Consider the following 24,314-nt stretch of genomic DNA (forward strand, 5'->3'; position numbering starts at 1 on the left):
AGAGCCAAGTATCGTGAGGTGACACACCTTTGATACTTGGCTCTTTTTCGTTGAGGAAATGTATTATTGTTTCTCTGTTATCAGTCCGACAGCATAATTCAGCACTGTATCTTCATCCTTCATGAAATCTGCTACGGTTTGGGATACTTGATGATGGGGCGGTATGCCTATACCTTCCATGGGGAAACCTTTAGAAGAGACGTCCGGCTGGCGGGTAGGGATACGGAAATAGGTCCGCTGTTTGGTACAGAAAGGACGGGGGCCATTGCCGGTATCCCCTCCGGTAGCTTCGCCGATGAGGGTGACATTTCCGCTTTCCTTCATGTCGAGTGTGAAGCTCTCGGCAGCAGAGAGCGTATATGTGTCGGTCAGCAGATAGATTTTACCCTTATAGGCGTCGGCTTCGGGCTGCATGAAGTAGTTCTTGCTGACGCAGTGTGGTTGTGTTTCGCGGATGAAGTACTTGCAGATGTTTACTCCATTCATGCTGTTTCCTCCTCCGTTTCTACGTACGTCTATAATGAGGTATGGTAAATCCTTGACTTTGGGATAGACCGCCTTGAAATCTTCCATGACGGGGTTCATCATGGTTTTGATGGTAAGGTAACCAATGCTGTCTTGTAATATCCTGCTCTCCACAGTTTGTTCTTCGTTATCCGGAAAATAGTCCCTTTGTTTCAAGGGAAGGGTGACGGTCAGAGTATCGCCCCCTCTCAGCAGTGTATAGTTTCTTAGGGTGTCTGCATAACTACGGAACGCATCATAGGCTGTACGGAGCCGTCTGTGGGGGACGGTAGATGCTTCGGTATATTTTTCGTTCTGTTCAATCCATTGTTTATAGGGGAGTCCGTTGATAGCTATAATTCGGTCTTTGTCCTGGAAGCCGTATTCTGTCAGATAGTCACTGGGTTTGTCAACGAACAAGGAATCCTCTATAAAGGCTACGCGCTGATTGGCTGTGTACCTCTTGTAGCAGGTAATGGCGTGGGCGCATTGTAAGGCAGAGATGTATTCCTGCACTATCAGTCCGTAGTCTGTGGTGGTCTGCGCCTGGCGAACGCGGGCGTCACAAGCTTGATACAATGAATCCATATTCAGATGCTTGGCTTGGTATAATGAATAATTCTCCATGACAATCTGGTGTATTTCTTTGAAATCTTCTTCAAACTGCGAGGGGGGTAACGGTAGTTCCGCGATGTAGAAGTTTTCTACATCAATCTGCTTGTCATTATAGAAATAGTTGGCATAAACATACAAACCACACCAAATGGTTGCCAGTACAGCCATTACGATGACTATTACTTTTGAAATTTTTTTCAGAATCTTCATGTTTTATAGAGTTTAGTCGATATTTGCTTTTTCGGTAAAAATAGTAATAATTTTCGTTAATCTTATTTTTCTAACTCCTTATTTGCCAATAATGGTAACATGGAGGTAACTAGCTGAGCTTCAAGTGCCTTCTTGTACGATGTCTGGTAGTTGGCTAACTTTGCAGCCGTAAATCAAAACATACTAAGGAGAAGTGATTATGAAGAACTATCAGAAAGTAAATGTGCCCGCAGGCGAGGCACGTGTCGAGTTGCACGATTCATTGAATCTGACTGGTGCAGAAGTATCTATCAGCAATTTGCCGGCTGGTGCAGGAGTACCTTTTGTGCATTCGCACAAGCAAAATGAAGAAATTTATGCCGTCCTCTCCGGACGCGGCACCATGGTGGTTGACGGAGAAACCGTAGAACTGCAGGCGGGTGACTGGCTTCGCGTGGCTCCGGCAGGAGAACGCCAATTGTCGGCTGCGGCAGACAGCGCCATCAGTGTGATTTGTATTCAGGTGAAAGCCGGCTCTCTGGAAGGCTTTACGATGACGGACGGTGTGGTGAAGTAAGAGGAAGTCACACAAGTAAAATTAAGGTGATAGGGGATGGTCTGTGGTGCAGGCTATTCCCTATTGTCATATGATGTGCAGTGATTTATTGACTGCGATTTGTTTTAAGTCAAAATAATCATATATTTTGTACTATACCTAAGAAAACAGACTATGTCAACTGATGCAATAAAACAGAAATTATGATTAAATTGAAGAAAGAGCATTGTTTCTGTCACATAACGAGGACCCAATCAAAGAGCTTAAAACTAAGAATTGAAAACATAATATCATGACCCAGCATAATGCCATCAAGCTTTTCGAAGCGAAGAAAGTCCGAACCGTTTGGGACGACATAGAAGAAAGATGGTACTTCTCAATAGTAGATGTGGTGACAGTCTGCTGTATGCCTATCCAGTTACGTCTCCGATAGATTGGAAAAGGAAAGATATAAGAGGAAACGTGTTTTCATTTTGTTCTTGTTTTGGGCGCAAAAGTAATAAATATCTCCGTTAACCTAACATTAACGTAACGATAACCTAAAAGCTTTTTACCACCTCCTATCTTTGCAATGTCGAAAGGGAACAACTCCCCCAAAGACAAGAACTTGAAACAAAATGTATAACTTAAAAAATAGAACCATTATGAAGACTTTAGTAATTTCAGCAATCATCGCAATGACCTCTTTAGTAAACGTAGTAAGCGCAGCAGCCGTTAACCGTACAGACAACTTTGCCTATAATACCGAAACCAACGACGGCCGTGTGGAAACACAAACCGTATTCAAAGTGGAGAATCAGAAATTCCTGCACCGCCACCTGAAGTACAATTACATTTACGACAACTCCGGTCGCATCTCCCAAAAAGAAGTGCTGAAATGGAACGAATCCACGCAAAGCTTTGAGAAGCACCACAGTCTTAACTTCTTCTATACGGACGACGTCACTGTGGAATACGCCCTCTGGAACGAGCAAAGCAATGCCTACACCGACATCAAGCAGAAAGCCGTCTATCGGCAGACCGACAGCAGTGTCTTGCGCTACCTCAGTTACGAATGGGACGAAAAGAACAATGACTGGAGCTTGACAGCAGACCATCACATGACGGATGAATCTGTGCAGCTATTGGCAGAGAAATAAGAAAACACGATTTCTATTCTATTTATTTTAAAAACCAAGACATTATGGCAATATTATTTCGCAAACACGAACGTTTAAGTAATTTGGCACAGAATTCTGTAAAAAGGTATATCCTACAATTATATATAAATACAGCAATCCGGCAAGACTGAAAGAAGTGGCAAAGGAAATCAGCACCATGTCCAGTGGGAGTGAGGGTAATTCCTATAGTGTGCTGAAAGTTATCTGAAGAAATCACTGTTGGCAGGTCGTATCGTGACTGAGTAAATTCTGAAAATATAGAGACTATGGGCCTCCTTTCTACACTGTGTGCGGGAGGGAGGCCTTCTTCTCTTCCAAAAATAACGGATTGCCTTTCTTGAACAAACAATTATAAATATCTTTGGAGCATTATTCACTCATTAAACTAACAGAAAACACCATGAAAGTCACAAACAAATCAACAGTGAGAGTAGGCGCGGCAGGAGTCGCAGTCATTGGAATTATAGTATTGTTCTTGGTCATGTTTGCCGTGGAGCGTATTGATTCGGGACAGACGGGCATCATCGTCAATCTGGCCGGTAGTGAGCGTGGAGTAGATGATGCCAAGGTGGAGACCGGATGGGTGGTTTACAACCGTTTTGCCAAGCAGCTATTCGAATATCCTGCATTTGCGCAGATTGTAGACTACGAACCTTTCGACATTCAGGACAAGAAGGGAACCATCTTCAAGACAGACCCTACTATAGAATACTTCATTGAGCGGGAGGATGCCAAAGTAGTTTTTCTACGCTATCGCAAGACTACCGAAGAATTGGAACAGAGTGTTATCCTGACGGAAGTGAAGAACGCTTATAAGGACGTGGCAGGACTCTATGAGACGGATTCGCTCATCAACAACCGTCCGGCTTTCGAGAAGGAGGTGGAGGCATTACTGAAGGAGCGTCTCAGTACCCGTGGCTTTACGTTTACCAACATACAGTCGTCCGTGAAACCCAACGATGTGCTGCAAGCTGCCATTGACGAAAAGAATACTGCTGTGCAGAATGCCTTGAAGGTGGAGAATGAAAAGAAAGCCGCTATAGCCGAGGCGGAAAAGGTAGTAGCTGCCGCCAAGGGTAAGGCAGATGCCAACCGTATCCTTCAACAAAGCATCACGCCGGAATTGATTCAACTAAAGGCTGTGGAGAAATGGGACGGGAAATTGCCGTTGTCTACCGGTGGAAATACGTTGCCATTCCTGAAGTTGCAATGACAATCTCTATGAGACCCCATTGGCAACTTGATTCTTTTGGGGAGGTACTGATTGTGTGCGCGGATAATCACAAATAAATCAAGCGGTAAGCCATCTATCTCTCTATTTGCTAAGATTTATTCGTCCGATACTTGTTGAATTATCGTCCGACAGCCGTTGAATTATCGTCCGACAATTGTCGGACGATAATTCAACGGCTGTCGGACGAATAAGTTTTAGTAAGCAAGAATTTAAAATGCAGTATTGCAGGAATTGTTGCTTAAATAGGGAATGTAGTAAATGGGAGACAACTGTTGCTCATCCTTGTTGGGATCGCATGAACAAGGTTTTCAAGAAGATAAAGGGCGTTTCGCCGAGTGAATATGTACTTTTGTAAGGGAAAAGGGGAAAGATACGAAAGGTATGGGCATAAAAAAAGGAGTACCGCTGTACTCCAACCTTTGTTAACCTTAAATCTAATACTATGAAAAACACATTGCAAAGGTACGAACTTTTTGCTTATCTCCAAATAAAGCAAATAAAAAAGACTGTTTTATAACATGTTTTAGGAAAATGCGTCTCTTTGTTAAGGCTTGCTAAGGTTTTGAAGCCTCTCCGTGGCTGTTTTCTAAAAAAGAATTATCTTTGTCACATTAAGTTTTGGGTCTTACTTGACGATTTCCTGCTCTCTTGGCTCAAAGCTTTGGAAATTAAAAATTAAAGACTTGTATGCACGAAGATATTGTCCTTACCCCGATGATGAAGCAGTTCCTCGATTTGAAGGCAAAGCATCCCGATGCTGTCATGCTGTTTCGTTGTGGTGACTTCTATGAAACCTATTCCACCGATGCCGTCGTCGCGTCCGAAATCCTCGGTATTACCTTGACCAAACGTGCCAATGGCAAGGGGAAAACCATCGAAATGGCGGGTTTCCCGCATCATGCGCTCGACACCTATCTGCCCAAGCTGATACGTGCCGGCAAGCGTGTGGCCATCTGCGACCAGTTGGAGGACCCGAAGCTGACGAAGAAACTGGTGAAGCGCGGCATCACGGAGCTGGTGACGCCGGGAGTTTCCATCAACGACAATGTGCTGAACTACCGGGAGAACAACTTCCTGGCTGCCGTGCATTTCGGTAAGGGTGCCTGCGGTGTGGCTTTCCTGGACATATCTACGGGCGAATTTCTGACGGCGGAAGGACCTTTCGACTATGTGGACAAGCTGCTGAACAACTTTGCCCCCAAAGAGGTGCTTTTCGAGCGTGGCAAGCGGCTGATGTTCGAAGGAAACTTCGGCAGCAAGTTCTTCACCTTCGAGTTGGACGACTGGGTGTTTACCGAGACATCTGCCCGCGAAAAGCTGCTGAAGCATTTCGAGGTGAAGAACTTGAAAGGCTTCGGTGTGGAGCATCTCAAGAACGGTATCATCGCTTCGGGAGCCATCCTGCAATACCTCATCATGACGCAGCATACGCAGATAGGGCATGTCACTTCGCTGGCACGCATCGAGGAGAATAAGTATGTCCGCCTGGATAAGTTCACGGTGCGCAGCCTGGAGTTGATGGGGTCGATGAACGACGGTGGCAGTAGTCTGCTGAATGTGATAGACAAGACCATCAGCCCGATGGGTGCCCGCCTGCTGAAACGCTGGCTGGTATTCCCGTTGAAGGACGTGCAGCCGATTAACGAGCGGCTGAATGTGGTGGAATACTTTTTCCGCCAGCCCGATTTCAAAGAGTTGATAGAAGAGCAGTTGCATTTGATTGGCGACTTGGAACGCATCATCTCCAAAGTGGCGGTAGGGCGTGTCTCTCCGCGTGAGGTGGTGGCGTTGAAGGTGGCTTTGCAGGCGATAGAACCCATCAAGGCAGCTTGCATGGATGCCGATAATGCCAGCTTGAATCATATAGGCGAGCAGTTGAATATCTGCCAGTCTATCCGCGACCGTATTGACCGGGAGATAGACAATGACCCGCCGTTATTGATTAATAAGGGAGGTGTCATCAAATCCGGTGTCAGTGCCGAGCTGGACGAGTTGCGCCGGATTGCCTACTCCGGCAAGGATTATCTGTTGCAGATACAGCAGCGCGAGAGCGAACTGACAGAGATTCCCAGTTTGAAGATAGGCTACAACAATGTTTTCGGCTACTACATCGAGGTGCGCAACACGCATAAGGACAAGGTGCCGGCAGAGTGGATACGCAAGCAGACCCTTGCCAATGCCGAGCGCTATATTACCCAGGAATTGAAGGAGTACGAGGAGAAGATTCTCGGTGCGGAGGACAAGATACTGGTACTGGAAACACAACTCTATGCAGAATTGGTGCAATCATTGAGCGAGTTCATCCCCGCCATTCAAATCAATGCGAACCAGATAGCGCGTCTGGACTGCCTACTCTCCTTTGCCACGGCAGCGCGCGAGAACAACTATATACGCCCCGTCATTGCCGACGACGATGTGCTGGAAATCTGCCAGGGGCGCCACCCGGTGATTGAGAAGCAGCTCCCCATCGGCGAGAAGTATATTGCCAATGATGTGATGCTGGATAGCCAGACGCAGCAGATTATCATCATTACGGGTCCCAACATGGCGGGTAAGTCTGCTTTGCTGAGGCAGACGGCGCTGATTACGCTGCTGGCTCAAATCGGCAGTTTTGTGCCTGCGGAGAGTGCCCATATCGGGTTGGTGGATAAGATATTCACCCGTGTGGGTGCCAGCGATAATATTTCCGTGGGCGAGTCTACCTTTATGGTGGAGATGAACGAGGCGGCGGATATCCTGAACAACCTTTCTCCCCGCAGCCTGGTGCTGTTCGACGAGCTGGGGCGCGGTACTTCTACATATGATGGTATTTCCATCGCCTGGGCGATTGTGGAGCATATCCATGAGCATCCAAAGGCGAAGGCACGCACCTTGTTTGCCACGCACTACCATGAGTTGAACGAGATGGAGAAAAGCTTCAAGCGTATTAAGAACTACAACGTTTCGGTGAAGGAGATAGATAACAAAGTCATCTTCCTGCGCAAATTGGAGCGCGGTGGCAGCGAACACTCCTTCGGTATTCATGTAGCCAAAATGGCGGGTATGCCCAAAAGCATCGTGAAACGTGCCAATGACATTCTGAAACAACTGGAAACAGACAACCGCCAGCAGGGGATTTCCAGCAAACCGATGGTGGAAGTGGGAGAGACACGCGGTGGTATGCAGCTCAGCTTCTTTCAGCTCGACGACCCGGTGCTGTGCCAGATACGCGATGAGATACTGAATCTGGATGTGAATAACTTGACGCCGCTGGAGGCGCTGAACAAGCTGAATGATATTAAGCGGATAGTGAAGGGAAAGTGATTTTTACTTATAGGAGAAAACGTGGAATTTCAGGACTTGTACAAGTTTTTGCACAAGCCCTGAAACTCCATGGTTAATAGTTTTTCCTCTAAAATTATTCTTCCAAGATTATCTCTAATTCTGCTATGGCAGCTTTCTTTCCTTTGTCATGGGCCGATAATCCCAATAGTTTCACATAACGTGCCCGGCAAGGAGTAAATTCTATAGTTTGCGTTGCTGTACCTATATGGAAGGTGCCATAGATAATGGGCTGCCCCCAATTTTTTCCATCTTTGCTTGCATATACTTCATAGGAAGCTATCCGTCCTTCTTCGCTATCTTGTCGCGGAGTGTAGCGGATACCCTTTATAGTGGCCTCTTTGGATAGGGAAAGATGTATCTCATGAGGGTAGGGAGCTATGTAGAATTGGTTGTGTACCGTGTGCCAATAGGTGTTTATGTTACCGTCTGCCGCCAGCTTCATGCTGTTGTCTGCATCGCTGTCTACGGAGACCACTATTTGTCTCTGGGATGCTCCGCTGATGTTTTTCAGGATGCTCACATTCAGTTCGGCTGCCGAAGCCCATTTCCTGCCGTGCATTTCGGACAAGGGAACGAATTTGAAGTAACGGGCAGTGACGGGTGTTTCCAATGTTATGGTTTGGGCAGACGTCAGATTGGAGAATGTACCTTTGACGGTGCTTTCCCAATTTTTTCCGTCTTTGCTGAAGCTTAGCTCGTAGTCTTTGACGTGTCCGTTATCATTGGAATGTCGTGCTGTGTAGATGAATTTGTCCACTACCAGTAGGGAAGCCATGTCTACCACAATGCTGTGTGGAAACTCTGGAATGGGTTCGTGCCAACGGGTGTGCCAATACGTGGAAGGGTCTCCGTCGATGGCGTTTTGCGCCTCTTCTCCTTGGCTGTCGCTGCTGGAGGAGACCACCTTCCATGCCGAGTGGTCTACGAATATGGGTAGTTCCATAGTAGTGACCAGGCTCTTGCCTAATTTTCCGGAAACAGCGTATGTTTGTATCTTTCCACCGTCAATGAACTCGAATGGAGCTGTGTATTCCCGGTATTCGTTACCGTTAAGGCTGTAGAAGATGGTCGCGTCCGGAGTTCCAGTACTCATTTGCAGGTAACCGTTGTTATCGCGTTCTACCATTACGGGCATGCATGCAGGCATCTGTACGCGTGCTTTCTTGGTAAGCTCACTTTGCGTGTAGCTTCTTTCCAAAGGCATCATGATGAAGCTGAATGCTACGGGAGTTGCTTGCAGTTCGTATTTTTTCATCGGGCCCGGACCGCAGCTTGCGTTGCCCAGAGGACGATTGTGGGCATCAAGACAAAGAACTGTCTCCTTGCGCATCGGGATGTCGTATTTGTGAATCAGTTTTTGCAGATGGTCGGGATCTGCCATGTCTTGTGCTCTGACATGCAGGGCAGAAGCCGCCATTTGGTCGCCTGCCACGAAAACGAAGCCCATACCGTCGGCGTTGGTGATGGAAATCCAGCGTACCTCTTCATGGTTACCCATCTCCTGAGGCTTTACATAGTTCACCCATTGGTCGGATACTGTACTTTCGTATACGCCTATTGGGGTGGCATCCTTGCGGTCTACGTAGTTTTCCCATGGGCCACGTCCATACCAACGCATACGCTCGAAGCCTTCGGGCAGTTCCATTCGATAGCCCACACGCGGAATGATTTCGCTGTCGGATACCGGGATGATGACACTGTTCACCATGATGGAACCATCGGCATTTACGGTGTATTCTATTTCTGTGCGATACTCAAAACCGAGTTTACCTTTGTGGCAGTTCCGGATGTGCAGGGTTATTCTGTCCTCTTCTTGGTGGGTTTCCCATTTGCCGGTTTCCGCTTGCAGCTGGTAAAGGCCTTTGCGTTGCCAATCGCCACTTACCTGTTTATCGTTGTCGGTGGGAGCACGGAAGAGGTTCAGTTCGAGTCCTTTACTTATCAGGGGGATATTATTCAATGTATATGCCGATAAAGTTCCTTCTTCCTTGGAGAAGACAGCTTCAAAACGTTCACCTTTCACCACCAATGCGTCGGCAGTTTCGTTTAGATTGATGTTTCCTTTTTCGGGTACGAATATAGGTTTCTCGCTGCTTGATAGCTTGAATTGTTCGGTGGCTACCTCGTAGTCGGCTTTTGCCCATTCGGTATCTCTTTTTTGGCAGAAACTGAAATTGATAAAGTATTCTGCTCCGGGTACCTTCGTTGCGGGTATGTCTGGCAGGGTGATGACTTTGCTTGCCTGTGCTTCCAGCTTCAAATCTTCCAGATTGCCTGAGCAGACGGTCCTTCCATCTTCCGTTATTTCGTATCTCCCGTAGAGGTCTTCCATATTGGCATGGAATCGCTTGTTGCTGATTCTATATTTGCCATTCCCTAATGCTTCTATGCGGATGGGTTGATGTATCTTCTTCATTTCATAGGATTTGGCAGATAATGTACGGTCGGAGAAGATGACGCCGTTGGTACAGAAGTTACCGTCGTTGGGCTTGTCACCAAAGTCACCGCCTACGGCCATGTAGAAGCCTTTGCCGTCGGGAGTGGGCATACGCAGGCTTTGGTCTACCCAATCCCAGATGAAACCTCCGATGAGTGCCGGATAGCGTTCGTAGGTTTCCCAGTATTCCTTGAAGTTTCCTATGGAATTTCCCATGGCATGGGCATACTCGCATACTACGTGCGGTTTCACGATCTCGCCCTTTTGTATTTTCTCCAATCGTTCACGGCCTACGTTTTCCAGCCAGTCCACACTTGGGTACATGCAACTGGTCACGTCGCAGAAAGAACTGTTTCCCTCGTAGTGGGTGGGGCGGGTAGTATCCAAACGTTTGATGGCCTTTTCAGCAGTGGAGAAGTTGTTTCCGTTTCCCGATTCGTTGCCCATGGACCACATTACGATGGAAGCGTGGTTACGGAAACGTTTCACTTGGTTCTCGTTGCGCTCGGTGAATGATTTTTCCCATTGTGGCTCGTGTGAGAGACGCATTTCGCCGTGACACTCTACATTGGCTTCTGCCAATACATAGATGCCATAGCGGTCGCATAGGTCGTAAAAGTAAGGGTTGTTGGGGTAATGGGAGGTACGGACGGCGTTTACGTTCAGCGCTTTCATTAGTTGTACGTCCTTTTCCATCTCTTCTTTGGAGACGGTACGGCCATTCAATGGGCTGTGATCGTGGCGGTTGACACCTTTGAAAAGAGTGGGTTTGCCGTTAATCAGCAGTTGTCCGTTTTTGGCAAACTCTATTTCGCGGAAGCCTACCTTTACACTACGTAGGTCTGTCACTTTTCCCTTCTGTTTTAGGGTCAGGGTCAGGTTGTAGAGGCTGGGTGTTTCGGCTGTCCATTTCAGTGGGTTCTCCACATCGAATTCCAGATGGGTACTACCTGTTTTTGTGGCGTGGATAGTGCGTGATAGCACTTCCTTTCCTTCTGTGTCGGAGAGCTTCACTATGAGTTCGGCAGAACTTTTCTTACCGGTGATTTCCACGTCCAAAAAAACTGTAGCATTACGATAATCTCCGTCCAAGTCGGTTCGGAAGAAGAAGTCCCTAATTTGCGTGCGTGGTGCTGACCATAGGAATACATCGCGGAAGATACCGCTGAACCGCCAGAAATCTTGACATTCAAGAAAACTTCCATCGGTGAAACGGTACACTTCAACTGCCAATGTGTTTTTTCCTTCTTGTAAATAGGGAGTCAGATTGAACTCGGCAGGTAAGTAGCTGTCTTCTGAATAGCCCACTTTTTTACCGTTCAACCAAAGATAGAAACCTGCTTCCACTCCATTGAAGCGAATAAATACATCTCTGCCCTTCCAAGATGTGGGCAAAGTGAATTCACGTCGGTAACTGCCTACGGGATTGGGCATGTTGGCAAAAGTATAGTCTGCCGGGCGAGGTTGGATGACGTTGGGCCATTGTACTCCTTTACTGTAATCACAGAAAGGGTAAATGGTATTACAATACAAAGGCTTGTCCCAGGGCTTGTTATGGCGTACAGCCTCTATCTGCCATGTGGCGGGCACTTTGATGTTATCCCAGTCACTTACGTCGTAGTCGGGCTTGAAGAAATCCTTCGGCCGTTTTTCGGGGTCGGCCACCCAATGGAATTTCCATGTACCGTTCAGAGTTTGATAATAGGGGGATTCCTCGATGCTCAGGCGTAGGGCTTGTCCTTCGTCGGCAAAGGGAATGGCGGTTTGGCATGCCGTTTCTTTGTTCACTCCCGAAATGTTCAGGTCATTCCATTCGGGCTGTTCGTGAGTTTGTGCTGTTGCGGCTGCGGTAGCAAGCAGCCCGGTGAATGCGATACTCAAAAAAGAGCTTCTTTTCATAAATGCAGATGGTATAAGATGATTAAGTATTAGTGATTTCCTGTCCTTCCCTCACGTTCTTCTTTTGCCGTTCGCAGTATTGACGGGGCGGCATTCCGTAACGTTGTGAAAAAGCTTTATAGAAAGTGCTTCGGTTGGTGAATCCCGTGCGGTCCATCAGCTCTTCGATGGTGAAGTTGCTGGAGACTAACAAGCGTTCCGCCGTGGAGAGGCGGTATTCTTTGATGATGTCGGCAGGCGATTTGTCAGTAAGTGGTTTCAGTTTGCGGTAGAACTGCCGGCTGCTGTAGCCCATTTCCTTACTCAAAAGTTCTACTTGCAGGTCTGGATTGGCTAAGTTCTTTTCAATGACTTCTGTCATTTTCTCTAAGAATTCTTGTTCTTCTTTGTGCAAGCAGCTTCCTTCTTTCCAGGTAAAGGTGCTGAGTGCCGAACTATAATATTCCTTCAGGTTTTCTTCGCGGCGGATGAGATGATAGACCATCTTTTCCAAATATTTCACATTGAAAGGCTTGGTGACATAGGCATCCGCCCCCGATTCCAGTCCTTTTACTTGGTCGTCTTCGTGATGCAGTGCTGAGAGCAGGATTAGGGGAATATGGCTCCACAGCTTGTGTTGCTTGATGGTGGAGGTGAAGGATAACCCATCTATATCGGGCATCATCACGTCTGAGATGATGAGATCTGGCTGTCGTTGCTCCAGGCTGTCTAATGCCTTTTGGGCATTATTGAAAGAGAGTACGTTGTATTTCTCTGTGAATATTTCGGATACGAACCACAGCATGGAAGGGTCATCATCTATCACCATGACCGTCTGCTTGTTTGCGTCGAATTCTTGGGTGTATTTTTCGGGCAATTCTTGCACTTCTTCGGTGGGAATGCTTGGAGAAGCCGCTTCGTATGCTGTTTGCGGTACTTCTTGTCCGTTGGGGGGGAGCGAGGGAAGGCTTACAGTGAAGGTGGTCAGTTCGCCCGGTGTGCTTTCGATGTTTATGTCTCCTTCCAACAGTGTCACCATGTTTTTGCAGATGGCCAACCCCAGTCCGTTTCTTGAGTTTTTGCCGTTCATCTCCACGGAGTCGAGAATCTTATAGCGGTCGAATATCTTTCCGAGATTTTCCGGTGTGATGCCTTTGCCGGTATTGGCTATCTTCAAAATAAGACGTTCGTTTTTCGTGTACAATGTTACGCTGATGTTCCCCTTGTCGGGTGTGTACTTGAAAGCGTTGGATATGAGGTTTCCGGCTATTTTGTTGAAGCAGCTCAGGTCGGTGTTCCATGTCAGTTCGGGGGCTATGTCAAGGCAGTAGTTCATTTCTCTGTTTTCCGCCATGTCACCGAAGGATTCGGCGATGTCCCTTAACTTTTCGGAAACAGGTTGCGGCTGTATGGAGAGCATTTTGTTTTCCGTTTCCAGTCTTCTGAACTCCAGCAATTCCACAATGAGACCATTCAGCTTTTCCACATTTTGCTGAATCATCTTGGCGTAGCGGTGCGTGTAGATATCTGTCTCCTTGTGGGTGAGTATCTTCTCGCACGGTCCCTGAATCAGGGTGAGGGGGGTGCAAAACTCGTGGGTGATGTTGGTGAAGAAGCGTAGTTTTGATTCATAGACTTCCTCTTTTTTCTGTCGTTCCATTTTCTTCATCATGTGCTGCCGCTTCAGGCGGTAGGTATAGAATGCATAGGCGACTATGCCTGTACATAATAGTAACCCTAACAAAAAGTAGCCCACATAGGCCCAGGTACTGAGATACCAGGGAGGAGCGATGTAAATGGTGAAGGCTTGCGGATGGCTTTCTTTACCGTTGATGTTGTTGCGGTATTTCACAAACAGAGTATATTCTCCGGGGGAAAGGTTGGAGAAGATGGCATTGGGTGAAACTCCGTTTTCTATCCATTGGTCGCTTGCTTCCTTTAGTTTATAGGAGTAGAAATAGTCGTTTCCGTTAATGTAGTCTGTTATCCGGAAGTTGAGCTGGAAGAAGTTGTGTTTGTAGTCCAGTTGTAGCACGGGCTTCCCGTCTTTGTAATGTAAAAAGTCATGCAGGTTGTATTCCTTACCGAAGATGGAAAGTCCTTTCAGGCTGATTTCGGGCATATAGTCCGTGGTGATGTAAGAATCGGGCTTCACGGTGACGAAGCCGTTTACACCTCCAAAGAAAAGGATTCCCGTAGCATTGTCTTTGTAGAAGGCTCCATCACTAAATTCGGTCACGGCCAGTCCGTTTCCGTTGTTGTAGGTCTGCTTGGTCTGTTCTTGGGGATTGAGTCTCATTAATCCTTGATTGGTACTCACCCAGAGATTGCCTCGGTTGTCCTCCAAGATACCATGTACGGTGCTGTTGGTGTAGAGCTTTGCACTGATGCTGTCTGGGTTTCCGTCTTCGTTTGAGTAGAAGCGGAGAAGCCCTGATCCAGTGCCCAGCCAGTAGCCTTGCTCGTTTTTGTGTATGGCGAACACATCGTTGGCGGTTTGGCTGTTTACCAAGTTGTTGAAGCGGAACTGTGCCATTTCTCCAGTACGTACATCAATGCGGTAGGCTCCGAGCCCTCTGTTCCCGAACCACAGCGTAGAGCTGCTTTCACGGTAGGAGGTGAAAAAATAGTTTGATGCCATATGTCCGTTACTCACCAAAGTCCGTGTAGCATGCTTCACAATAGGATCTTTTCTCTGATTTTCTAATGTCACCTTTACGATTCCTTCGCCCACGGTGGAAATCCAAAGTGTACTGTCATTGGTTTGATCAATGGAGTGCACATATTTCACTTTGGTTCCATTGGCTTGTACCGCCAGTTCTTTCAATTGGTGGGTAGAGTAGGAATAATAATTGATTCCGTTTTCCGTACCTATCCAAAGTCGGTCTTTTCCACCGGGTGCAAAACAGTAGACGGAGTTGTCGGTCAATGTGCTGTTACCGGTGATGAGACGATCATGTTTTTCGGGTGTATTGTTGACAAGATAATTCGGTATACGCAATATGCCACTGCCTTTGGTTCCTATCCATAAGGTTTGCTGTGGGTCGAGGTAAAGGCTGCGTACCGGGTTGTTCACCTGATATGCGGGAGTGTTGAGCAGGGTGTTGGTCATGGTGAATGTGTCATTGTAAAGCATGTATAACCCTTCTCCGTCGGTAGCTACCCATACGATATCTTGAAATTTGTCTTTCATCAGACAGAAGATGCCCGACTGTATTTCAGTGTATTCTATACGGTATTTAATCTTTTGGTTTGCTTCATATTTCAGTACTATCAAGCCGCTGCTTTTGAAACCGATACAGAAGTCATTTTCTCGTTTGATGATGGAAGATACTTCACCTCGTTTTTCTATTTCGTCTTTCAGGTCGGCAATGTAGTAACACTGTCGGTTGCTGAAACTATATTCGTAGAGGGCATAGGTTTCATCAATGAAGTAGGCTGAATCTTCTCCGATGAAGGCATGCTTCAAGCCGTGATGTCCAAATGGCTTTTCCGGAATCAGTGTCACGCTTTTTCCCGTGTGGTTCAGACGATAGCAACGAGTGTTGTTTCCAGTTGCGAATATCCAAAGCAGGTTGTTGGAATCAATGGTCATGGACAGTACTTTATTAAAATCCATGGAAGAGATGTTTAACTGGAGAAATTTCTGGTTCTCTTGTTGGTAGTGATACAGATTTCCGTCATCTTTCAGCACTAACATGCACTTGTTGTTGCTTCGTGCCAAGAAGATGTTGTCCTTGAATTCGGTAAAGGTCCGGCAGGTCTGTCGGTATGTATCCAATCTGTCTAACCCGTAGTTGGTTTGTAACCACAGTATGCCTGGCTCTGATTCTACGATCTGGCTGATAATGTTGCCTGACAATAGGTTGCGTGACGCATCAACGGGCGTATATAGGTGGATATTGTTGCCGTCAAACACGTTCAGTCCGTCGCATGTTCCTATCCATAGTACACCTTGGCTATCTTGGTAAAGGGATTGGATGGCACTATTGGAAAGACCGTTTTTATTGGAGAATTGCCGTAGGCTGTAAGCGTACACAAAATCCGGAAAACAGCATAAGAGGCTGATAAGCAATAAAATCGTATGGCCTTTCCAGTATATGTCTTTCATGTGGCTTGTTGTATTGATTTTGAGTTGCAAAGATATATTTTAAGGTGGAAACAGTCAATATTTGCAATATATTTCTTTAGTTGTAGGCTTACAGTTTGCTTTGTATCTGCTCCGTATCCTTAGAAATGTATTTGTACGGAGCAGATAGGTATGGATATGATTAGCGAATGACCGCAGCGAATCCACCGTTGCGTGCCAAACGGACTGTGATATGGTCGCCTTTCTTCAAGGATTGTTCTTGCTTGCGGTAGTCCATGGCTTGGTGGTCAGCGTTGATGCCGTCTTCAAAAGAGGTCATGAGATAATTTTTTCCTTCTTGCAGGAAATCAAGGGAGATGTTAAAGACCCGTTCACGTTCGCGGTTGTTGGTCATGCCTCCTATATACCATTGTTCTCCTTTGCGTTTGGCCACGATGGCATATTCTCCTGCTTTGGCTTCGAGAGCGATGGTTTCGTCCCATGTTTGGGGTACTTGGGTGATGAAACGTGTACACTCGTCGTTGCGATAATAGAGGGTAGGATTGTCTGCCATCATCTGCAGGCCGGTTTCAAAAAGAACAAAGAGTGCCATCTGATAGGCACGTGTGCCGATGCTGGCAGAATTGGGACGTTCGGAATGGTAGATTTCAGGCTGCATGCTAAGCATGGCGCCGGGAGTATAGTCCATGGCTCCTACTGCGTTGCGTATGAAGGGGAAATAGACACTGTTGTCGGGACGGCATCCGCCCATTTGCTCCATACCTCTTACGCCTTCGTAGGAGAGTACGTTTGGGTATTTGTATTCTAATCCGGCAGGTTTGAAAGCACCGTGAAAGTCAACGAAGAGATGGTGTTTGGCGGCTTCATGTGCTACGCGTTCATAGAAGTTTACCATCCATTGGTCGCTACGATCCATGAAATCTATCTTTACGCCTTTCACACCCCACTTTTCGAAAGTTTCGAATAGGTCAAAGTGGTTTTCTACCGTAAGCCAAGTGAGCCATAACACAATGCCTACGTTTTTTTCTTTGCCGTAGCGGATGAGTTCGTGTATGTCTACCGAGGGATTGGGTTTATAGGGGTTGCGGGTGTTCATGGCCCAGCCTTCGTCCATTACTATATATTCTACGCCGTAGTGGGATGCGAAGTCGATGAAGTATTTGTAGGTGTCAAGGTTGCAACCTGCTTTGAAGTCCACGTCGGGGCCGTAGGGTGTGGCTCCGTTCCACCATTCCCAGCTGGCTAGTCCTGGTTTAATCCAAGAGGTGTTTTCTATGACATTCTTTTCAGCGAGGCGATAGGATAGAGTGTTTTCTATAAGTTTGCGGTCATCGTTGGTAATGACGAAGTAACGCCATGGATAACTGCGCTTGCCTGCGGTACGGGCTATGCAGTTGGCTTCTTTCAGAATCTTGAGACTGCGGTCACCGTCTTCTCCGAATTCAAGAGGCAGACGGGGGAAGACGGCGGTAATGCCGCCTTGTCCATCGTTTTTCAGAAACATGGCGGGATAGTCTGTCAGATTGGTTTCACTCATGAGGATTTTGTCACCTTTGGGTGTGCTGGCTAAAAGGGGAAGCAGAGCCATGCGATTGGAGTTTTTCCACTCGCTGCTTGTTTGGTGGCGATATTCTTCTTCATAGGAAGTCTTAAAGCCGTCAGGTTGCTGAAGATGTAGCAGGCAATCATCCACAAAGTTCAGGCGGAGGATTTCATTCATTATTTCTTGCTCGCCTTTCAGGTCAGTAAGGAAGCGGTAGGCGAATCCGTCATCAAAGGCACGGAACTCTACTGAATAGCCTCCTTTAAACTTCAGTAGCAATTGGTTGTAGCGGTTGGTTATAGTAGAGAATTTCAGGGGTACGATGGGAGTCAGTTCCTCGTTTACATTTTGGCGTACTACTTTGTTTAGTTTAGGATGGATGCCCAGCTGGTGGTTGGCAGTTTCCAGACCAATGACACAGTTGTCCATCAGTGTTTGATTTCCTTGGGTTACATCATATTGGATTTGATCGGTCAGCTCCACTGAGATGCGGATGTTTCCGCTGGGTGAGGCCAGTTGATGTACTTTCTGTCCGAAAGCGGTCAGTGAGAGGCAGAGAACTGCCGAGAGTAGGAATTGTTTTTTCATGTTCTTAGCTTTTGGATTTTTACAATATACAAAAGTAGTTTGTATTCTGTAGGAAATGTATGCTATTTATGACATAAATATATAAAATCATGCCACAGACGACTTTTTACATATCTATGTCGCGAATCTGTACAGTATGAGAGTGAAGGATGGGCTATTTTTGTTACCAACATTCCACATGTCAGAAAACTATTGTTGCCGGATGGAGGCTAAAGAGAGAAGGTGAAAGAGCGGTTTGCGGCTAGAGGAGGCAGCACATTTATAACAAAGAATGCGGTGGTTTATATCGAATTGACATTATCTTTTACGAAAAAACAATAATAACAAAACCATGAAAAAGAGACGAATACTGATGGGGAAGACCCATCTGATAGCGGGAGCCGTGATGTTGGCCGTTGCAGGAGGACAATTATCGGCTCAGACCGTTGCACCGAAGAAAGCAAAAGCGTACATGGTGGCAGATGCCCACTTGGACACGCAGTGGAACTGGGACATTCAGACTACTATTAAGGATTATGTTTGGAATACCTTGAATCAGAACCTTTTCCTTTTGAACCAGTACCCCGACTATATCTTTAATTTTGAAGGTGGAGTGAAATATGCTTGGATGAAGGAATATTATCCTCGTGAATATGAACTGATGAAGGCTTTTGTAAAGGCAGGTCGATGGCATGTGAGTGGGGCCAGTTGGGATGCTACCGACACTTTGGTGCCGTCTGTTGAATCGTTTATTCGCAACATTATGCTGGGGCAGGAGTTCTATCGTAAGGAGCTGGGGGTAGAAAGTACCGACATCTTCCTTCCCGATTGCTTCGGATTCGGTTGGACATTGCCTACTGTTGCTGCCCATTGTGGACTGATAGGTTTCTCTTCACAGAAGCTGGATTGGCGTAACAATCCTTTCTACGGTAAGAGCAAGCATCCCTTTACCATCGGACTGTGGAAAGGAGTGGATGGAGCGTCCGTCATGCTGGCTCACGGATATGATTACGGTCGTCGTTGGGATAATGAAGACCTTTCAGAAAATAAATATTTGATGGAACTCTCCAAATGCACTCCCCTGAATACCGTTTACCGCTACTATGGAACAGGTGATGTGGGCGGTTCACCTACCATCGCTTCTGTGGCTTCCGTGGAGAAAGGTATCAAGGGAGACGGTCCGTTGAAGATTATCAGTGCAGCCAGTGACCAGTTGTTCAAGGATTACCAGCCCTATGGCAGCCATCCCGAGCTCCCCGTATTTGACGGTGAATTGCTGATGGACGTTCATGGAACCGGCTGCTACACTTCACAGGCTGCTATGAAACTCTATAATCGTCAAAATGAACTTTTGGGTGATGCCGCTGAACGTGCTTCTGTGGCTGCTGCCCTTTTGGGGGTTGCCGAATATCCTGGCAAGAGTCTGACGGAGTCTTGGCAGCGCTTCATATTCCACCAATTCCACGATGATTTGACTGGTACCAGCATTCCCCGTGCCTATGAATTTTCTTGGAACGATGAACTTCTCTCTCTGAAACAGTTCTCCAGTATCCTGACTCATTCTGTGGGAAGTGTGGCAGGCAAGTTTGATACTCGTGTCAAGGGGATTCCCGTAGTGCTCTATAACGCTTCGGGCTTCAAGGCTACAGATGTGGTGACCATCGAAGTGGAGGCTTCCCGTTTTCCCAAAAGTGTAGCTGTATATAACGAACAAGGCAAGTTGGTGGTTTCTCAGTTGGTTTCATATACTGATGGAAAGGTCCGCTTGTTAGTAGAAGCCACTGTACCCGCCAATGGATACGCAGTTTACGATGTCCGCCTCTCCGGCGAAGGAAAAGAGATGTCTGCTGTTGAAGCTGCAAGTGTTGAAAATTCGTTCTACAAACTGACATTGAATGAGAACGGTGACATTACTTCACTGTTCGACAAGAGAATCAACAAGGAATTGGTAAAGGCTGGTAAGGCTATTCGTTTAGCCCTCTTCACTGAAAACAAGTCATTCGAATGGCCGGCATGGGAGATATTGAAAGAGACTGTGGACGCTACTCCTATCTCCATCACCGAGGATGTGAAAGTGACTCTTTGCGAAAACGGTGCATTACGTAAGACTCTCTGCGTGGAGAAACGTCACGATGATTCTTTTTTCCGCCAGTACATCCATTTGTATGAAGGTGTATTGGCCCACCGCATTGACTTTACTAACGAAGTGGACTGGCAGTCTACCAACGCTCTGTTGAAGGCTGAGTTTCCCCTCAATTTGAATAATGAGGTGGCCACTTACGACTTGGGCGTAGGCAGCGTGCAGAGAGGAAACAACATCTTGACCGCTTACGAAGTATATGCTCAATATTGGGCAGATTTAACGGACGCTAACGGTTCTTATGGCGTTTCCATCATGAACGACAGCAAATATGGCTGGGACAAGCCTGATAACAACACCCTGCGTCTCACTTTGCTGCACACTCCGAAGACAAAAAAGAACTATGCTTATCAAGATCGTCAGGACTTCGGTCACCATACCTTTACTTACAGCTTGGTAGGTCATGTGGGCGCTTTGGACGTAGTTCAAACCCGCGAGAATGCTGAGTTGCTGAACCAGCGCATCAAGGCGTTCGTTGTTGGAAAGCATCGCGGCGAATTAGGTAAGAGCTATTCATTGGCTTTTTCCGATAACCGGAATGTACTTATTAAAGCCTTAAAGAAAGCCGAAAGTTCAGATGAATATGTGGTACGCGTGTATGAAGCCGCAGGCAAGCAGGCGCAGAAAGCCTCGATTGTCTTTGCCGACAACCTTGTGGCTGCTGTAGAAGCAGATGGTACGGAAAAGACCATCGGTAAGGCTACATTCAGTGGAAATCGCTTGGAAGTGTCAGTCAATCCAAACAGCATTAAGACCTACAAGGTACGTTTTGCTTCCAATAAAAAGGTGCAGACGGTGGCCGAACCATTGCCCCTTGTTTATGATAAGAAGTGCTTCAGTTGGAACGAGTTCAAGGCTGCTGCCAACTTTGAGTCTGGTTATTCTTATGCTGCTGAATTGATACCTGCCGAGATGAATGTGCATGGAGTGCCTTTCGAATTGGAGACACGTGAAGAGCTGAATGGTATGGCTTGCAAGGGCAATGTACTGAAACTGCCCGCCGACTGTACTTATAACAGACTCTATATCCTTGCTGCTGCCGCTTCTGATAAAGATGTGAAGGGGATATTCCGCGTAGGCAAGTATGTGCAGGAAGTCATTGTTCCTTCTTATACTGGCTTCATCGGTCAGTGGGGGCACACCGGACATACGGAAGGTTATCTGAAAGATGCTGAAGTTGCCTATGTGGGTACGCACCGCCATTCCGGTGAAGGCGATCAGCCGTATGAGTTCACTTACATGTTTAAGTTCGCAATAGACCTGCCAGAAAAGGCTACTGAGGTGGTATTGCCCGATAATAAGGATATTGTTATTTTTGCCGCCACTTTGACTGATGTTGCTGCTACTTCTGTTTGTCCCGCTTCCGAACTGTTCCGTACGGCAAACAAGTGCAATCGCTATCAGACGGAAAGCTCCACAGAGAGAGTGAACATTCTGAAGCAGGACATGGTAATGGGCTATTCAAGCTATGTGAACGAGAAAGAGAAGCCGGCTTTCATGGTAGATGGCGACGAAAACACAAAGTGGTGTGCTATTGCTGAAATGCCCCACTACGTAGACTTTGATTTGGGCGGTGAAAGAAGCATTAATGGCTGGAAGTTACTGAACGCTGCCGGCGAAAACCATTCCTACGTCACTTCCTCCTGCTTTCTGCAAGGTAAGAGCGACAAGAATGGTGAATGGCGCACACTGGACTATGTTTCTGGTAATGGTAAGAATGTACTGAATCGCACGCTAAATAAGTCTGAAAGTGTTCGCTACCTGCGTCTTTTAGTGACACAGCCCATGCAATCGGCTTCTGGTAAAGATGTGCGCATTTATGAAATGGAAGTATACGAATAAACAGTTATTATATTCCCATTTTTCAGATCTTTGTGTCTGTCACCACAGACACAAGGATCTGATGATTCTCAGGTGTAAGTGCTTAATGTGAGTAAGTTAACAACTCTATTGAAGTAAATTTATTGGAAATAACAAATACCTTGAAAAATGAAAATTAAAATATTTGCTGTTGTATGTTTATTAGCTGCTAATCTCTTTACAATATCTGCTCAAAAGTGGTTTACGCCTGAGGCGGAGAAACAAGTGGATGCTCTTTTGAGCCAGGTAGTAGAAGGAAACTACAAGAATAATCGCTATCCTCTACTCCGTAAGCCCTTAATGGAACTTCCTTTAGGCAGTATCAAACCTAAAGGCTGGTTGCACGAAATGCTGGTTCGTCAGAAAAATGGCGCCAGTGGTCAGATGGATGTTCTTTACCCTTCGGTTATGGGCAAACGCAATGGTTGGTTAGGTGGTGATGGAGACCAGTGGGAACGCGGTCCATACTGGATAGACGGTCTACTTCCTTTGGCGTATATACTGGATGATGATGTCTTGAAAGCCAAAGTGCAACCTTGGATAGAATGGGCTTTGCAGAGCCAGCGTGAGGACGGATTCTTCGGTCCTGAAAAAGATTATCCGGGAGAGCCTGGACTGCAACGTGATAACTCGCAAGACTGGTGGCCGCGTATGGTCGTGCTGAAAATCCTACAGCAGTATTATTCGGCAACGAACGATAAGAGAGTCGTCGCTTTTATGACAAAATATTTCCGTTATCAACTGAATACCTTGCCGCAAAAACCTTTAGGACACTGGAGCAGTTGGGCAGAATTCCGTGCTTGTGACAATTTGCAAGCTGTATATTGGCTTTATAATCTTACGGGGGAGGATTTTTTGCTTGAATTGGGGCATTTGCTGCACCGGCAGAGTTTCAGTTTCATAGATATGGTAGATAGGGGAGACTTGCGCAGACCCTGCACTATACACTGTGTTAATTTGGCACAAGGCATCAAAGAACCGATTATTTATTATCAGCAAGATACCGACCGGAAATATATTGATGCTGTCAAGGAAGGCTTTCGAGATATTCGCCGGTTCCACGGACAGCCGCAAGGCATGTATGGAGGCGATGAGGCTTTGCATGGAAACAATCCTACACAAGGCTCGGAGTTGTGTTCGGCCGTAGAGTTGATGTACTCGCTGGAAAAAATGGTGGAGATTACAGGAGACATAGACTTTGCCGACCATTTGGAACGCATTGCTTTTAATGCTTTACCAGCCCAAATATCCGATGACTTTATGACTAAGCAATATTTCCAGCAACCGAATCAGGTGATGGTAACACGCCATCGTCGCAACTTCGACCAGGATCATGAAGGGACAGACCTTGCTTTTGGCACTCTGACCGGATACCCATGTTGTTTTTCGAATATGCACCAAGGTTGGCCAAAATTTACACAGCACCTATGGTATGCCACACCTGATAACGGCATTGCAGCCATTGTCTATTCTCCGTCGGAAGTAACAGCCAATGTGGGTGATAATGTACCGGTGGTTATCAGTGAAGATACTTACTATCCGATGGATCATCAGATAACTTTTACCATTAAAGAGGTGAGGAATAAGGTGAAACAAGTGAAATTTCCATTTCACCTGCGTGTTCCGAAGTGGTGCAAGCAAGCTGAAATACGGGTAAATGGAAAGATGGAGCAAACTGTCAAAGGTGGGAAAATAGCTATCGTAGACCGTATATGGAAGCGGAATGATAAGATTGAACTGTATCTGCCCATGGAGGTCTTTACTAGCACTTGGTATGAAAACGCAGTATCTATTGAAAGAGGTCCGTTGGTATATGCCCTGAAAATGGAAGAAAATTGGGAAAAGAAAGAGTTTAAGGATAGTTGGTATGGTTCTTATTATTATCAGGTGACTTCTTCGGATCCATGGAACTACGGATTGGTGGATTTTGACCGTAACAGAATGAACGAGGTGGCCCAAGTAAGTATCAATAGCCAAAAACAGCAATTGGACTTTCCTTGGAATCAGGAAAATGCACCGGTTGAAATAAAGATGAAGGCTCGTCTTATCCCTACTTGGACAGTATATAATGAAATGGCAGGGCCCCAGCCTTTCTCTTTCTGTGGCAGTGCCGAAGGAGGAGAGCAAGAAATCACGCTGATACCCTACGGTTGTACAACCCTGCGTATTTCAGAATTTCCAGTTGTTGGGAAATGATGTTTCCGAAGTATGGGGGAA

General features: G+C 46.5%; 11 protein-coding genes. 7 read left to right on the forward strand and 4 right to left on the reverse strand.

Translation table 11 applies throughout. The features are described from left to right. Positions 1 to 63: 63 nt before the first annotated feature. Positions 64 to 1,329, reverse strand: coding sequence for a S41 family peptidase (locus tag DW039_RS04150; protein ID WP_008662200.1), 1,266 nt, complete (start codon positions 1,327 to 1,329; stop codon positions 64 to 66). 199 nt (positions 1,330 to 1,528) lie between these two features. On the opposite strand from DW039_RS04150, the gene DW039_RS04155 reads away from it, so the two are divergent. The 5 genes from DW039_RS04155 to mutS all read left to right on the forward strand — a co-directional run bounded on the left by DW039_RS04155 (position 1,529) and on the right by mutS (position 7,561). Continuing rightward, positions 1,529 to 1,885, forward strand: a complete 357-nt coding sequence (locus DW039_RS04155) for a cupin domain-containing protein (protein WP_005824807.1) — start codon at positions 1,529 to 1,531, stop codon at positions 1,883 to 1,885. Between the two features lie 271 nt (positions 1,886 to 2,156). Beyond that, on the forward strand, positions 2,157 to 2,297 hold the full coding sequence (locus DW039_RS20870) for a hypothetical protein (protein WP_005824809.1): 141 nt from the start codon (positions 2,157 to 2,159) through the stop codon (positions 2,295 to 2,297). Between the two features lie 184 nt (positions 2,298 to 2,481). After that, on the forward strand, positions 2,482 to 3,003 hold the full coding sequence (locus DW039_RS04160; RefSeq protein ID WP_005824811.1) for a DUF3836 domain-containing protein: 522 nt from the start codon (positions 2,482 to 2,484) through the stop codon (positions 3,001 to 3,003). Positions 3,004 to 3,424: 421 nt separating this feature from the next. Then, positions 3,425 to 4,237, forward strand: a complete 813-nt coding sequence (locus DW039_RS04165) for an SPFH domain-containing protein (protein WP_005824816.1) — start codon at positions 3,425 to 3,427, stop codon at positions 4,235 to 4,237. A 708-nt stretch (positions 4,238 to 4,945) separates the two neighbouring features. Beyond that, positions 4,946 to 7,561 (forward strand): DNA mismatch repair protein MutS, encoded by a 2,616-nt coding sequence (gene mutS, locus DW039_RS04175; protein WP_117688936.1) that lies wholly within the window; start codon positions 4,946 to 4,948, stop codon positions 7,559 to 7,561. Positions 7,562 to 7,655: 94 nt separating this feature from the next. On the opposite strand, the gene DW039_RS04180 is transcribed toward mutS, so the two are convergent. The 3 genes from DW039_RS04180 to DW039_RS04190 form a co-directional block, all read right to left on the reverse strand. Further along, on the reverse strand, positions 7,656 to 11,918 hold the full coding sequence (locus DW039_RS04180; RefSeq protein ID WP_057087311.1) for a glycoside hydrolase family 2 TIM barrel-domain containing protein: 4,263 nt from the start codon (positions 11,916 to 11,918) through the stop codon (positions 7,656 to 7,658). 22 nt (positions 11,919 to 11,940) lie between these two features. Beyond that, positions 11,941 to 16,008, reverse strand: a complete 4,068-nt coding sequence (locus tag DW039_RS04185; protein ID WP_119957725.1) for a hybrid sensor histidine kinase/response regulator transcription factor — start codon at positions 16,006 to 16,008, stop codon at positions 11,941 to 11,943. Positions 16,009 to 16,168: 160 nt separating this feature from the next. Further along, on the reverse strand, positions 16,169 to 18,118 hold the full coding sequence (locus DW039_RS04190) for a glycoside hydrolase family 97 protein (RefSeq protein ID WP_016272163.1): 1,950 nt from the start codon (positions 18,116 to 18,118) through the stop codon (positions 16,169 to 16,171). Between the two features lie 331 nt (positions 18,119 to 18,449). On the opposite strand from DW039_RS04190, the gene DW039_RS04195 reads away from it, so the two are divergent. Further along, positions 18,450 to 22,079, forward strand: a complete 3,630-nt coding sequence (locus tag DW039_RS04195) for a glycoside hydrolase family 38 C-terminal domain-containing protein (protein WP_119957724.1) — start codon at positions 18,450 to 18,452, stop codon at positions 22,077 to 22,079. A gap of 147 nt (positions 22,080 to 22,226) precedes the next feature. Beyond that, positions 22,227 to 24,293, forward strand: a complete 2,067-nt coding sequence (locus DW039_RS04200; protein ID WP_005824835.1) for a beta-L-arabinofuranosidase domain-containing protein — start codon at positions 22,227 to 22,229, stop codon at positions 24,291 to 24,293. Positions 24,294 to 24,314 lie beyond the last annotated feature (21 nt).

Source organism: Bacteroides sp. AF39-16AC, assembly GCF_003602735.1.
Lineage (GTDB): Bacteria > Bacteroidota > Bacteroidia > Bacteroidales > Bacteroidaceae > Bacteroides > Bacteroides uniformis.

Excerpts from the sequence above, each read along its gene's own strand:
- DW039_RS04150 (WP_008662200.1), bottom strand. The coding sequence starts at position 1,329 with ATGAAGATTCTGAAAAAAATTTCAAAAGTAATAGTCATCGTAATGGCT.
- DW039_RS04155 (WP_005824807.1), top strand. The coding sequence starts at position 1,529 with ATGAAGAACTATCAGAAAGTAAATGTGCCCGCAGGCGAGGCACGTGTC.
- DW039_RS20870 (WP_005824809.1), top strand. The coding sequence starts at position 2,157 with ATGACCCAGCATAATGCCATCAAGCTTTTCGAAGCGAAGAAAGTCCGA.
- DW039_RS04160 (WP_005824811.1), top strand. The coding sequence starts at position 2,482 with ATGTATAACTTAAAAAATAGAACCATTATGAAGACTTTAGTAATTTCA.
- DW039_RS04165 (WP_005824816.1), top strand. The coding sequence starts at position 3,425 with ATGAAAGTCACAAACAAATCAACAGTGAGAGTAGGCGCGGCAGGAGTC.
- mutS (WP_117688936.1), top strand. The coding sequence starts at position 4,946 with ATGCACGAAGATATTGTCCTTACCCCGATGATGAAGCAGTTCCTCGAT.
- DW039_RS04180 (WP_057087311.1), bottom strand. The coding sequence starts at position 11,918 with ATGAAAAGAAGCTCTTTTTTGAGTATCGCATTCACCGGGCTGCTTGCT.
- DW039_RS04185 (WP_119957725.1), bottom strand. The coding sequence starts at position 16,008 with ATGAAAGACATATACTGGAAAGGCCATACGATTTTATTGCTTATCAGC.
- DW039_RS04190 (WP_016272163.1), bottom strand. The coding sequence starts at position 18,118 with ATGAAAAAACAATTCCTACTCTCGGCAGTTCTCTGCCTCTCACTGACC.
- DW039_RS04195 (WP_119957724.1), top strand. The coding sequence starts at position 18,450 with ATGAAAAAGAGACGAATACTGATGGGGAAGACCCATCTGATAGCGGGA.
- DW039_RS04200 (WP_005824835.1), top strand. The coding sequence starts at position 22,227 with ATGAAAATTAAAATATTTGCTGTTGTATGTTTATTAGCTGCTAATCTC.